Annotated in this window: 10 protein-coding genes; 2 read left to right on the forward strand and 8 right to left on the reverse strand. The window is 72.1% G+C overall.

The features are described 5' to 3' along the window. Positions 1-504: 504 nt before the first annotated feature. The 4 genes from FB388_RS20545 to FB388_RS40005 form a co-directional block, all read right to left on the reverse strand. Positions 505-3,111, reverse strand: coding sequence for an ATP-binding protein (locus FB388_RS20545; protein ID WP_142103859.1), 2,607 nt, complete (start codon positions 3,109-3,111; stop codon positions 505-507). Positions 3,112-3,644: 533 nt separating this feature from the next. Continuing rightward, positions 3,645-3,800: a hypothetical protein gene (locus tag FB388_RS39510; protein ID WP_170225756.1), complete on the reverse strand. Its 156-nt coding sequence runs from the start codon at positions 3,798-3,800 to the stop codon at positions 3,645-3,647. Between the two features lie 97 nt (positions 3,801-3,897). Then, positions 3,898-4,716, reverse strand: coding sequence for an SDR family NAD(P)-dependent oxidoreductase (locus tag FB388_RS20550; RefSeq protein WP_142103861.1), 819 nt, complete (start codon positions 4,714-4,716; stop codon positions 3,898-3,900). After that, positions 4,713-5,414, reverse strand: a complete 702-nt coding sequence (locus FB388_RS40005) for a DUF4386 domain-containing protein (RefSeq protein WP_211362134.1) — start codon at positions 5,412-5,414, stop codon at positions 4,713-4,715. The genes FB388_RS20550 and FB388_RS40005 overlap by 4 nt, the downstream gene beginning before the upstream one ends. 111 nt (positions 5,415-5,525) lie before the next feature. On the opposite strand from FB388_RS40005, the gene FB388_RS20560 reads away from it, so the two are divergent. Together FB388_RS20560 and FB388_RS20565 are read left to right on the forward strand one after the other, a co-directional pair. Then, positions 5,526-8,279: an ATP-binding protein gene (locus FB388_RS20560; RefSeq protein WP_142103863.1), complete on the forward strand. Its 2,754-nt coding sequence runs from the start codon at positions 5,526-5,528 to the stop codon at positions 8,277-8,279. Between the two features lie 22 nt (positions 8,280-8,301). Beyond that, positions 8,302-8,637 (forward strand): substrate-binding domain-containing protein, encoded by a 336-nt coding sequence (locus FB388_RS20565; RefSeq protein ID WP_170225757.1) that lies wholly within the window; start codon positions 8,302-8,304, stop codon positions 8,635-8,637. A 56-nt stretch (positions 8,638-8,693) separates the two neighbouring features. Here FB388_RS20565 and FB388_RS20570 read toward each other — a convergent pair whose 3' ends face one another. From FB388_RS20570 to FB388_RS20585, 4 genes are all read right to left on the reverse strand, one after another. Next, positions 8,694-9,599 (reverse strand): NADP-dependent oxidoreductase, encoded by a 906-nt coding sequence (locus FB388_RS20570; protein ID WP_142103866.1) that lies wholly within the window; start codon positions 9,597-9,599, stop codon positions 8,694-8,696. Positions 9,600-9,798: 199 nt separating this feature from the next. Further along, on the reverse strand, positions 9,799-10,761 hold the full coding sequence (locus tag FB388_RS20575; RefSeq protein WP_142103868.1) for an ABC transporter permease: 963 nt from the start codon (positions 10,759-10,761) through the stop codon (positions 9,799-9,801). Positions 10,762-10,798: 37 nt separating this feature from the next. Further along, complete coding sequence (locus FB388_RS20580; protein ID WP_142103870.1) at positions 10,799-12,346, reverse strand: sugar ABC transporter ATP-binding protein; 1,548 nt, start codon at positions 12,344-12,346, stop codon at positions 10,799-10,801. A gap of 5 nt (positions 12,347-12,351) precedes the next feature. Then, the gene (locus FB388_RS20585) at positions 12,352-13,380 is read right to left on the reverse strand and encodes a sugar ABC transporter substrate-binding protein (RefSeq protein ID WP_170225758.1); all 1,029 of its coding nucleotides are present in this window, start codon (positions 13,378-13,380) and stop codon (positions 12,352-12,354) included. Positions 13,381-13,504: the final 124 nt, after the last annotated feature.

Genomic DNA, 13,504 nt, shown 5'->3' on the forward strand with positions numbered 1-13,504 from the left:
GACATCCCGGGCGCGCTGACCTCTCCACTCCGCAGAGCTAGACGGCGACGCCAACGTGCACCGCTCCAAGCCCTGATGCGTTGTGACTGCTGATCATTTTCACAGCGTGAATGTCCGACACCAACCCTTGACGAGTCCAGGTCATCGATCCGGGTATTCACCGGACAAGATCCGGGCATTTCGGTTCCTAGTGCCCCGCCCCGGAAGGTTGGCGCGTACATCGGTGGATCCAGGCGTTCGCTGGTAAGGCGCCGCACGAGCCTCGTACCGGGCGTACTCGGCCAGCGGGCGTCTGGGCCGCCGAGTTAGGTGGTGAACCTTCGGGGCGAGGCACTAGGTTGCCCTGGATGTTGCGCCGGTCGATGCAGGCGGCGGTCGCGGCGTACTGCTCGTCGTAGCTGCGGTGATCGGTGCCGCTCCGAGCTACGTAGTGCAGCGCGGCGGCGCTCAGCCCGAGCATCCGCAGTAGGGCGGCGCCTCGAAGAGCTCACCCCAGGTTGACAGTCAGCCGCTGTGCAAGACCTCGCGCGCGTGGCTCGCGCTCGTCGCCTGTTCCCGTTCGGCCTCGGCATCGAGTCGCTCGAGATGCGAGCGTATCGCCGCTGTGGTCGTCTCGGGCTCCTCCGTGCGGGCCGAACCCAACGCAATCAAGATCGATAACGCCCGACGCCAGTGCGCACGGGCCTGTTCATGATCTTCGAGCGTGGAGTGGGCGTGCGCGAGGCCGTCATGTGCGCGTGCTTCCTCCGCCGCCTGGCCGAGGCTGACTGCGAGATCGAGCGCCCGCTGGTGGAGAGCGAGCGCCTCGCGGGGGCGCCCGGCGTCGTTCTGGAGCCGGCCGCTGCCGTGCAAGGCCTCGAACTCGTAGTTGCGGCTGCCGACCTCGCGCGCAACCCGCACTGCCCGCTCGTACATCACGCCGGCTTCCTCGAAGCGGCCGAGAATCCGCTGGAGGGAAGCGATCCTGATCAGAGCCTCGAGCTCGCCGGGCTGCTCGCCGGCGGCGCGCGCAACTCGCATCGCCTGCTCGAACAGCGACATGGCCTCGCCGTGTCGGCCGCCCAGCCGGTGGGAGAGCCCGAGCGCGGTCAACGCACGTACCTCCGCGGTTGAGTGCCCGACCGCGCGAGCGAGCTCGACTGCCCGCTGCAGCTCGGCGACGGCCGGATCACCCTGCGCTACTCGTACCCACCCGAGGCCGAGGAGTGCTTCCAGCTCACGGCCCCGACAGCCGATACGCACCGCGGTGCTGCGGGCCGCCCCGAAGCTGCCCACGGCCTCTGTGTAACGACCCTGCATGAGATGCACCTGGCCGATACCGATGAGCGCGTTCAGGTCGCCGTGCTGATCGCCGGTAGTCCGGGCAGCGCACCGGACTTCGGCGAACAGGGCGATCGCATCCGGGAAGCGGCCCTGGAGCCGGCGCATGTGTCCGAGATCGTTGAGCGCGTCCAACTCTGCCAACCGGTCGCCGATCTTGCGAGCGGTGCATACCGCTCGCTCGTGCAAGTCCGCCCCGTCGCTGTACCTGCCGCGGGTCCGCAGGTGACGGTGGAGCAGGGCTGAGAGCCGCAGAGTGCCCTCGGGCCATCCGTTCAGGTCTGACGACTCCGCCACCGCCAGCAGGTTCGTCAGCTCGGTTTCCACCCACGTGGCCGCGCGAGCTGGATCTTCGACTGCCAGAAGGTTTTCGTCCGCGTCCCCCGCGCGACGCCGGTTCTCGCGTTCGTACGGGTAGAGCAGGTCGACCGCCGAGCGCACCGCTCGGCAGTAGTGCTCGGCCAACCGCACCAGCGCATCACGCCGATCCGCCTGGCCCTCCTCGACCCGAGCAACCTCCATCGCATGCGCTCGGATGAGATCGTGGAACCGATAGCGCCCGGGGACGTGCTCCTGCAGCAGGTGAACCTCGAGCAGATGGTCGAGAAGCGGCTCCACCTTCGTCGAGCGCTGCCCCATGAGCGTCGCAGCGGCGTCGACGTCGAAGTCGAGGCCGGGGTGCAGCGCCAGCATCCGGTACCCGTAGCGCAGGTCCGGCTCCAGATGCGCGTACGAGAGGTCGAGTGCCGCTGTGACGCCCCGATCGCCGGCCTCGAGCTCGGCGAGGCGGTGGCGGAAGCAACGAAGCCGCTCGTTGAGGTGGAGGAGGCTCCAGGACGGGCGGGATCGCAGTCTCGCCGCAGCGATCCGTACCGCCAGCGGGAGGAACCCGCACAACTCGGCGGTCTCCATGAGCTGGTCACGCTGATCCGCGGGTGACCCGCTGCGGCCAGAACTTCGCACGAGCAGGTCCACCGCGTCGTCCGCGGCCAGGATTCCGAGCGAGTGAGCGTGCGTGACATCCAGTCCGGCGAGCCGACGTCGACTCGTGATCATCACGAGCGATCCGCCCGAACCGGGGAGCTGCGGAAGCACTTGGGCCTCGCTCGCCGCGTTGTCGAGGAGGACGAGCACCGTGCGATCGGCCAGGCAGCTGCGGTACAGGGCGGCGCGGTCCTCGAGGTCGTCGGGGATCTGCCCGCCGGGTACGCCGATGGCCCGCAGGAGACGGCCCAGCGCGTCGCGGGGGTCGACCGGACGCACTCCGCGGGTGTAGCCCTGGAGGTCGAGGAAGAGCTGCCCGTCCGGGTAGCGGCTGGACCAACGGTGTGCGACGTGTGCGGCAAGGGCCGTCTTGCCGATACCGGCCATCCCGTCGATGGTGACGACAACGGGCCCGGGCCCGGATTGCTCGATGATCTGATCGAGGTATGCCACGTCGGCCGACCTGCCGGTGAACAGAGGTGGTGCCGCCGGAAGTTGGTGGAGCGACCTGTCGTGGCGCGGTGGGCTCTCCGGAACCGAGCGGTGGCCCGAGACGGCGATCTCGGAGATCTGTGGCGCCGGCGCCGGGCGGGCCGCTTCGATCAAGAGTTCGCGTTCCGTGGCGTCGAGGCCGAGGGCTACGGCGAGGCGCTGCAGGGAAGTGCTGTGCGGCCTGCCGCTTCCGGCGCCTCGTTCGAGTCGCCGGATCGTGCGCACGTGCAGCCCTGTTCGATCCGCGAGCTGCTCCTGCGTCAGGAGCGCGCGTTCCCGCCAGGTCTGCAGGAGCGTTCCGAGATTCGCTGTCATGCTCCTACCACCGACCTCGCTCGCCTACTTCGCTGACGGTGGCTCGGCGACGAGCCGGGAAGCTGGGGGTCTCCGGCAGGGGCCCAGTTTCCTGGGAGTTGCGTTCGGCCTGCGCCTTCGAATCGGCCATCGAGGGCCATGGAGTCCACCACCTCGCTCCTGAACTGGTCTTGACTGGCTCTGCGGGCTAGGCGTTCCCCTCGGCACCGCGATGCCCGGCGGCGGGGGCGACGCAACGGTCGATCGCCCTGCCGGGCACATCGAGCACGACGAGCACGCCGACGCACGCGAGTACGGCCACTTCGGTCATCCCCGCCGCGAACCGGCACCGAACTCCTCGGCCGACCCGTGCCCGCCCACACCCGCGAAGACGGCGACGGTGGCCGAGGCGCCGAACACCCACCGAAGATCCTCAGCGTCGGTCCACACGGCGAGGTTCGCTCGTCGATGTGGATCAAGGCGTCAGCGGAACCTACCGATGCTCTCCGCCCTCGCACACCTCATGGCGAGATTCATGGGAAACCTGTCGTTCCTCACCCACTTACCGCCTGCCGCGACCCGGCTCCGGCTTCGCAGCCGGACCGCGGCCACTGCCGCCCCGACGCCGGGTCGGCGAGCAGGTCGCGGGCCGCGGCCTCGGCTCGCTCCGCGAACCGGGAGCGGACGGCCTCGTACTCGACGGCGTCCATCCGGAACACGGCGGCGCGGCCTCGGCCATCCCCGGCAGGTAGCCGTAGAGCTTGTCCAGGTGCGTGTACCGCACCCACGTCTCGATCATCTGGTCGCTCATCGCCGTCCCTCGTGGCGCGCGGTCGGGGCGAACGGCGCCATGCCCGCGAGTAGGCCACCGTCGACGGTCACCGTGGTGCCGGTGACGAACTCGGCACCCGGGCCGCAGAGCCAGACCGCCGCGGCCGCGACCTCCTCGGGTGACCCGAGCCGGCGCGCCGGCACGGTCGCGGCCACGGTCCGCTGGGCGTCGGCGCCGGCGCGGTGCAGTTGCTCGGTCAGGATCGGACCGGGCGCGAGCGCGTTGATCCGGATGCCTGCGGCGGCGTAGTCCAGGGCAGCGGTCCGGGTCATACCCTCCAGCGCGGCCTTGGCCGTGACGTAGCCGGCGAGGCCGCCCACCGGGCGATGCGCTGCGGTGGAGGACATGTTGACGATCGCGCCGCCGCCGCCCTGCAGCATCGCGGGAATCTCGTACTTCATGGCGAGGAACACCCCGCGGAGGCTGACCGCGATCGCGCGGTCGAAGTCCCCGATCGAGACGTCGGCCAACGGGGTGGGGCGGTGCCCGTTGTCCGCGGCGCAGTTCACGGCGACGTCGAGTCGCCCGTAGGCGCCGACGGTCTGCTCGACGAGGCGGCACACCGACTCCGGGTACTGCACGTCGGTGGGGATGGCGACGGCGCAGCCACCGCGCCCGGAGATGTCATCGGCGAGCGCGTGCAGCGCGTTCTCGTCCCGCGCCGCCAGCACCAGCTTTGCGCCGGCCGCGCTGAACGCACGGGCAGTCGCGGCGCCGATGCCTCGGCTCGCACCGGTGACCAGGGCGACGCGACCCTCGAGTGCCGGCCCGGTGGGCATGGCGTGCTCGCTCATGCGTTCGCGGCCGGACGGCGCTTCGGCAGCAGCACCGCCGCGGCGATGAGCCACAGCAGGCTTCCGAACCTCCCGACGGGCACCACGGCGATGGCGCCGTCGACCAGGAGCACGAGTGTGGCCAGCTCACACACGGCGGCGATCGCCAGGCCGGCGATCGCGACCCAACGCGGCAGGAGACCGGCGAGCAGCCCCGGAACCGCGATCCCGGCGACCAGCAGCCCCAACGCCACGACGTGCCCTGGCCCGCCGGTCATGAACGTGAGGCCCTGCAGCGCATGCACGACCGGCGGCTCGCCGGCGATCTCCGGTCGGGACAGCACCCAGCTGAGCATCCCCGAGAGGCAGAGGAACACCGCCGCGACGATCCCGCCGACCAGGGCGATCGTGGCGCCGGGATTGCGGATCCCGAGGTTGCGCAACCGGGCTGAGGCCGTGGCCGCGTATATCGCGAGCGGGACGCCGGACGCGAACGTGGAGAACGCGGTGACCGCGACCGCGGTGCGGTTGTTGCGGAAGTAGGACTCGACGACGTCCGCCGGCGCGAACGGGGCAGGGAAGGTCTCACCGGCCAGGGCGGTGCTGACGATCAGTCCGGCCACCAGCAGGCCGGTCGAGACGATGGCGAGGATCACCAGTGGTGGCCCGGCATCGGCCCGGTAGCGCCGCCGGGCATCGGGGGTCTCGGTCCTGGTCATGATCGCCTCCTGTCGGTGTTCCTGCTGGTACCGACGCTAGGGACAACGCCGCGCAGGCGAATCAGCGAAATCGCCGGTCGTGTCACCGGCGGGTGCAGTTAGCCTCCGGGCATGCTGCACGGGCGGGTCGGCGAGCAGACGAGGATCGACGAGCTCCTCGAGCAGGCCCGCGAGGGGCGTGGCGGCGCCCTCGTCCTGCGCGGTGAGCCGGGGATCGGCAAGACCGCACTGCTGGAGTTCGCCGCCGAGCAGGCGACCGGTATGCGCGTGCTGCGCACCGCCGGCGTCGAGCCGGAGCAGGACATGGACCACGCAGCACTGCACCGCGCGGTGCAGCCCATCCTGGACATGATCAGCGGGCTGCCCCCCGTCCAGGCCGAGGCCCTCGACGCCGTGTTCGGACGGGCGCGGGCACCGGTCGCCGACCGGTTCCTGGTCGCGCTGTCCACGCTGACCTTGCTGACCGACGCGGCACGCACGCGGCCGCTGCTGTGTCTCGTCGACGACGGGCAGTGGATCGACCAACCCTCGCTCGACGTGCTCGCCTTCACCGCGCGACGGCTGGCGGCCGAACCGGTCGCGGTTCTGTTCGCCACCCGCCCGGAGGCGCGGGCCGCAGCCGTGCTCGCCGGGCTGCCGGAGCTCCCGCTCGCCGGGCTCGACCGCACCTCGGCTCGGCTGGTCCTGCGGGAGCGCGGCATCGCCGCCGACGACGAGGACCTGCTGCTGCGCACCGCCGCCGGGAACCCGCTCGCGCTCGAGGAGCTCCCGGTCCGTGTCCCGTCGGCCGGCCCGAGGGACGAACCGCTCCCGCTGGTCGAGCGCCTGCAGGAGGCGTTCCTCGCCCGCCTGCCACCCGCCGCCGACGCCAGGCGGCTGCTCCTGCTGGCCGCGGCCGACGGCACCGGGCGTCGCGACGTCCTGCAGCGGGCGCTGCCGTCGGCGGCGGAGCTGGACGGACTCCACGACCTGATCCACGTCGACGGCCCCACGGTGACGTTCCGCCACCCGCTCGTCCGGTCGGCCGTGTACCACGCAGCCAGCCCCGCGCAGCGCCGCGCCACCCACCGGGCGCTCGCCGCCGCCCTCGAACCCGAGCCGGCCGAACACGACCGGCGAGCATGGCACCTCGGGCAGGCTGCGGACGGACCCGACGAGGCGGTCGCGGCGGAACTCGAACACTCCGCCGAGCGGGCCATGCGCCGGGGCGGTGCGGCCGCGGCGGCCGATGCGCTCACCAGGGCCGCTCAGCTGACCCCGCCCGGCCCCGACCAGGCACGCCGTCTCGTCGCGGCCGCGTCGGCCTCCTGGCACGGCGGGGATGCCGCCGGTGCCGTCGAACGGCTCGACCTCGCCGAACGCGTCGACCTCCGCGCCCCGCCGGCCCACGTCGACGCCATCCTGCTCCGGGCCCTGATCGAGCTGAGGACCGGCAACCCCGCCGACGCCCTCCGGCTGCTGCGGCCCGCCCTCGCGCACGCCCTGAACGGCAGCCCCGACACCGCGATCGAGCTGCTCATGCTCCTGGGCGAGGCCGGCTACCACGCTGGCGACGCAACGTCGTGGCGGGAGGTCTCCGAGGCCGTCGAGCGACTGACGTTGACCGGTGACGACCCGCCGGTCGTGCTCCTGCGACTCACCCGCGCCGTCGCCCGGGTCCGCCGCGGTGCGCCGAGCCGGCTGACCGCGGAGGACCTCGCCACGATCGAGCAGCTGACCGAACCCGGGCGGCTGTGCTGGGCCGGCGGGATGCTCTACGGCCTCGGCGATCGTGCTCGGGGGCGTTGGCTGCGGCGCAGGGCGATGGAGCGCGCACGCGCGGTCGGCGCGGTCGGGACCCTGGCCTGGGTGCTCGAGTACGTGGTGCTCGACGAGATGGGCGCGGGCCGCTATCGCGCCGCCGAGGCGTACGCCGACGAGGGCAACCGGTACGCCGCTGAGACCGGGCAGAGCACCCTCAGCTGCTGGTACCGCAGCACGCTTGCCGTCCTCGCCGCGGTGCAAGGCTGCGATTCCGACAGTCGCGAGCTCGCCGAGAGCGTCCTCGCGGCGACGGCCGGTCGGCAGCTGCTGGCCGCGACGACCCAGGCACGTCGAGCGCTCGGGCTGCTCGACCTCGCCTCCGGGCGGTTCGAGCAGGCCGTCGGGCACCTGCGGCCCCCCGAGGGCCCCGACGGCGCAGCACATCCCGGCCTCGTGCTGCAGAACGTCCCGGAGCTCGTCGAAGCGGCCCAGCACCTCGGCAGACCGGAGCTGGCGGCCGAATCGCTCCGGTGCTTCACCGACTGGGCCGACGCGAGCGGATCACCCGACCTGCTGGCGCTCGTCGCCCGCTGCCGAGCACTCACCGGCGAGGGCGACGTCGAGGGCGCGTTCCGACGTGCCGTGGCGCTGCACCCGCCCACGGATGGCCCACTCGAACTGGCCCGAACCCAGCTGCTGTACGGCGAGCACCTCCGCCGGGCCCGCCGCCGCTCCGACGCCCGGCCGCTGCTGCGCGCCGCCCTGGAAACCTTCGAGATCATCGGCGCCACGACATGGGCCCGCCGCGCCCGCGACGAGCTCCGCGCCACCGGCGAAACCACCAGCAACGCGACCGACGACGCGCTGGCCGCGCTGACTCCTCAGGAACTGCGCATCGCCACCGCCGTCGGGAGCGGCGCGACCAACCGGGAGATCGCCGCACAGCTGTTCCTCAGCACCCGCACGATCGACTACCACCTGCGCAAGGTGTTCCAGAAGCTCGGCATCAGCTCACGCGTCGAACTCACCCGTTTCCAGCTGGTCGACGGCGGGCTGGACGCGACCGACGCGCTGGCCGACCGAGCTGATCGATACGGGACCGAGACATCGGAAATCGACTGAAAGCCTGCCAGGAGCGGCCCATTTGGGCTACGAGGCGGCTCTGGCACTCCTCCGCTCGACAGATCCGCCGACGGCGATCTTCGCCATGTCCGGCTACTCGGCGCTCGGCGTGATCGGGGCGTACCGCGACAACGGCCTGATCGTGGGGCAGGACTTCGCGCTGGTCGGCTACCACGACATCTCGATCTCCGCGCAGCTGAGCATCCCCTCACGAGCCTGCGGTCGCCACTGGACGAGCTCGGCGTGCAGGCGACGAAGGTTGCTCCTGAGCCGGATGGCGGGCGAGGAGGTCGAGTCCGTCCGGCTTCCCCCGGTCCTCCAGGTGCGCGACTCCCGCAGCCGCCGCTGGCGGTCCTGACCGGGAGCTCGTTGGCTGTCCGCGCTGACGCGGCCATCGAGCGCCCGTTCCCGGCCTCAGAACACCAGCACGATCTTCCCGTCGAGCCGGCCACGGGCAAAGCGTTCGTGGGCCTCCCGCACCCGGTGGACGGGATGGACCGAGTCGACGCGCAGCCGCAGCACACGATCGTCCACCAGCTTCACCAGGTCGACCAGCCGGGCGCCGTCCTCGACGATCTGGATGTTCGTGGTGGCGATGCCGCGCCCGGACAGGTCCGGCACGGGACCGGCCTCGGTGGCGACCGAGGCGAGCCTCCCCCCGTCCCTGACCGCGCCGTCGGGGCGCACGCCGGCGGTGTCGAGCACCCCGTCGTAGTGGCCCCGCCCGAGCTGCGCGACGTCGGTCACGACCTCGGTGGCCCCGAGCGCGAGCGCCTGCTCCCGCTGGGCGTCGCGGGAGACCAGCGCATCGACCACGACACCTGCGTGGACGGCCAGCTGCACCGCCATCCCACCGACGGCACCGATCGCCCCCGTGACCAGCAGCCGCTGCCCCGGCGACAGGTCCAGCCACTCCACCGCCTGGGACGCCGTGAGCCCCGGCAACGGAAGCGTCGCGGCCTCGACGAGGCCGGCCGCCGCCGGCGCGGGAGCGAGCACGCGTTCCGGCAGGGCCACGAGGTCCGCCCACGTCCCCCGCCCGGCGGCCAGCTGCGCCGACATGCCGACCACCCGGTCACCCACCTCGAACGAGCTGGCCCCGGGATGCACGACGATCCCCGCGAGATCCCAACCGAGGATCATCGGCAGCTCCGGCACGCCACCCCTGATCAGGTCGGCGCGGGTCTTGGCGTCCACCGGGTTGATGCTGCTGGCCACGACCCGCACCAGCACCTCGCCGGATGCCGGCACCGGGTCGGGGACCTCCTGGACGGCGAGGACCTCGGGGCCGCCGAATCGGTCGATGCGCACAGCGCGCACGGATACCTCCCTGTTCGTGGGGTGAGTCGATGGGTGAAGGGCGTCAGCGGGCGACCATGCCCGCGCCGGGTCGGTGCCGGCGACACGGACTGCCGGCGTCGCGGTGACCGCGGTCGCACCTCATGCTAAATGATCATGTGTCCGGAGACGGCGGGTACGACGAAGGCCTTCCGGGCTTGTCGTGGGGACCGGACGCCACTCAGGTCTCTTCGCTCTTCTCGCCCGTCGCACGCTGGATGAGGAGAGCGGCGAGGATGATCGCGCCGTTCGCGGCGTCGATCCAGAACGTCGAGATCTGCGACAGCGTGAGGATGTTGGAGATGACGCCGAGCAGGAGGACGCCCAGCAGCGCCCCGAGGACGGAGCCGCGGCCGCCGTTGAGGCTGATCCCCCCGATCACGGCGGCCGCGAAGACGGTGAAGATCATGTTCTGGCCCTGGCCCGCCGTCACGGCGGCGAGCCGGCCCGTGAGCAGCAGACCGGCCAGTGCCGCGAGGACGCCTGCGACCACGAACACGGCCAGCACGGTGCGCGACACCCGGATGCCGGCAGCGTGCGCGGCGACGGGGTTGCCCCCCACTGCGTAGATCGCACGCCCGTGCCGGTGGTAGTTCAGGAACAGGTGCACCCCCGCGAACAGCACCGCGGCGATCCAGACCGTGAAGGGCAGCCCGACGAAGCTGGTGCTGCCGAGGTAGGTGAAGGCGGGCGGGAGGTTCGCCAGTGTCCGTCCGTCGGCGACTCCCAGTGTCGCGCCGCGCAGCAGGATCAGCACCGCGAGGGTCGTGATGAACGCGTTCAGCCGGAGCCGGGTGACCATGAGCCCGTTCAGCAACCCCACCGCGGCGCCCACGCCGAACAGGACGATCAGGCCGGTGGCTGCGGGGATCGCCTCGGTGCCACCGAGCACGCTGGGCAGGACGAGCCAGGCAGCGAGCATCGGGGCGAACCCGACGACCGACTCCAGCGACAGGTCGAACTTCCCGGTCAGGAGGATCAAGGTCTCCGCGATCACCAGGATGGCCAGCTCCGCGCTCTGCTGGAGCACGTTGAGCAGGTTCCCCGGGGTGAGGAACGCGTCGCTGACCAGGGCGCCGATGACGATCGCCGCGACGACGGCCGGGATCATCCCGAGCTGGAAGGACAGGCGTTTACCCGCCATGCGCGGTACCTGCGGCCGGGAAGGTGCGGTGGGTGGCTCAACGAGCGGCACTGTGCCTCCTTTCGACATCGTGCGTCCCTTCGATCTCGCTGACGAGGTCCCGGTCGTCCCATCCGGCCGGCAGTTCGGCGGCATTGCGGCCGTGCCGCACGACGACGACCCGGTGGCAGATGCGGAGGTCGTCGAGGTCGTCGGTGCAGACCAGGACCACCGCCCCCTGTGCGGCGGCCCGGGCGAGCGCGCCGAGCAGCACCGTCTTGCTGGCGATGTCGACCCCGGCGGTGGGCTCGACCGCGACGAGGACCCGTGGCGACGTGGCGAGCGCACGGCCGAGCACGAGCTTCTGCTGGTTGCCCCCGCTGAGCGCCTTCGCGGGCAGGGTCCGGCGAGGGGGACTGACACCGAGGTCGGCGATGAGCGCGTCGGCATCAGCACGGCGAGCACCCGGCAGCGCGATGCCCAGCCGGCCGGGTCGCAGGTGGGCGGCGGCCAGCGTCAGGTTGTCCTCCACCCGCATGCCTGCCACGAGGCCCGCGCGGTGGCGATCCCGCGGTACGAGCGCGATGCCGTGGGCGAGCGCCCGGTCCACCCGGCCGAGCGGCACGGGCACCCCGTCCACCTGCACGAGCCCGCGTGCGGGTTCGAAACCTCCGATCGCCTCGCCGATCTGGGAGCGGCCGGAGCTGACGAGCCCCGCGATCCCGACCACCTCCCCCGCCGCGGCCGCGATGTCGACGTCGTGGAACCGCCCGCCGGACAGGCCGCTGACCACCAGGCGCGGTGGACCCGGCTCCGGCCGTGCCGACGCGACGACCTCGGTCGGCGGTGCGTCGCCGATCATCTCCTCGACCAGCTGGGCGGGCGTTGTACGGGCGACGAGATGGGTACCGACCCGCCTGCCGTCGCGCAGGACCGTGACGTCGTCGCACACGTCGAAGACCTCGTGCAGGTAGTGGGAGATCAGCAGGAACGTCGCACCGGTTTCCTGCAGCCGGCGCACCGTCGCGAAGAGGCGGGCAGCGGCACCCGCGTCGAGACGGGCGGTCGGCTCGTCCAGCACGATCAGTTCGCTGCCGTGCGACAGCGCCTTCGCGATCTCCACGAGCTGCGCCTGCTCGACGTCGAGCTCCCCCGCGGCAGTCGTGGGTGCGACGTCGACGCCCCACTGATCGAGCAGCTCCGCCGCACGCCGCCGGGTGGATCGCCAGTCGATCCGGCCGTTGCGGTGAGGCATGCGGCCCATCAGCAGGTTCTCCGCGACCGTGAGGGACGGGACGAGCATCGGATGCTGGTAGACACAGGCCACGTGCCGACGCCACTGCTGCGGCGCGGCGTACGGCGGCGTCCGTCCGTCGAAGGTCAGCGACCCGCGGTCCGGGCGGTGGAGACCGGTGAGCACGCCGACGACGGTGGACTTGCCCGCCCCGTTGCGGCCCACCAACCCGTGACTCCGCCCGCGGTGCACCGCGAGGTCGATCCCGTCGAGGGCGACGGTCGCACCGAACCGCTTGGTGACCGCCGTCAGCTCGGCGACGGGGGCGCCACCGGGCGAACGAGCTGCAGGTGGGGAGGACGAGAGCGGCATCCCCCTCACCCGGCCTGGTTGGCCCAGAGGGCGGCGTCGTCGACGTTCGCCGCATCGACGACGAGGGGCGGGAACAGGTCGGCCGGGTAGCCGTCGCCCGTGAGCTCGACCGTCGACCCGTGCCCGGTGGGTCCGACCGCGATCTCGCGCTGGTCCGCGAGGGCCTGCAGGTACTCGAGTCCCTGCAGCACGAACTGGTCGGCCGGCTGGCTGACCGACGCGTCGAGCTCCCCGGCGCGGATGGCGTCGAGGGCGGCCGGAGTGCCGTCCACGCTCACCGTCCAGACGTGGTCGGGCGCGTCCGGCGCCGTCACCCGCCCGCGCTGCTCGAGAACCTGGTGCACGCTCGGCTGGTAGCCGTCGCTGTGCAGGAAGATCCCGCGGATGCCCGGGTCCGTGCTGAGCGCTCCGGCGGTGGATTCGGCGGCCTTCGCCGGGTCCCAGCGCCCGCCGGTCTTCGTCAGCACCGTGATCCCGGGGTAGTTCGCGGTCATGCAGGCGTCGAACCCCTGCTGCCGCTTCTGCGCGTTCGTCGAGCGCATGTCGCCCTGCACCTGTAGGACGGTGCCGGTACCGGCGAGCTTGGCACCCAGGTACCGGCAGGCCTGCTCGCCGATCTGGGTGTTGTCGACCTGCATGCTGACCGTCGTGGGGCCGCCGCTCGGCCCGAGCATCAGGGTCACGACGCGCACACCGCGCTCGGTGGCGTACCTGATCGCCGGGACGACCGCCTGCGGATCGGCCGGGATGACGAAGAGGCTCTTCGCGCCGGCGTTGACCAGGTTGCGGATGTCGGCGTCCTGCTTCGAGGCGTCGCTGTTCGCCGACGTCGGGGAGAGGGTCTGCAATCCGCGGCGCTGCGCCTCGGACTCGAAGATCCGGACCATCGCCGACTGGGCGGGGTCCTGCAGGAACAGCGCGCTGTACCCGACGGGTTCGACGGCGGTTCCGGCTGAGGCGCCGCTCGCGGCGCCGGTGGGCGAGGTCAGGCCGCATCCGGCCAGCGCCGCAGCGGCGAGGGCGGCGAGGGTCACGACGAGGGTGGGACGATGTTTCGGGCGAGCGTTCCGCATGTCCTGCTCCAATGGAGGACGGGGGGGGAGGGTGGTCGAGGCGCGTCCCGTGGAGGCGCACACCGGTGTCGAGTCGCGCCGGGGC

It is taken from the genome of Pseudonocardia cypriaca (assembly GCF_006717045.1).
Taxonomy (GTDB): Bacteria; Actinomycetota; Actinomycetes; order Mycobacteriales; family Pseudonocardiaceae; genus Pseudonocardia; species Pseudonocardia cypriaca.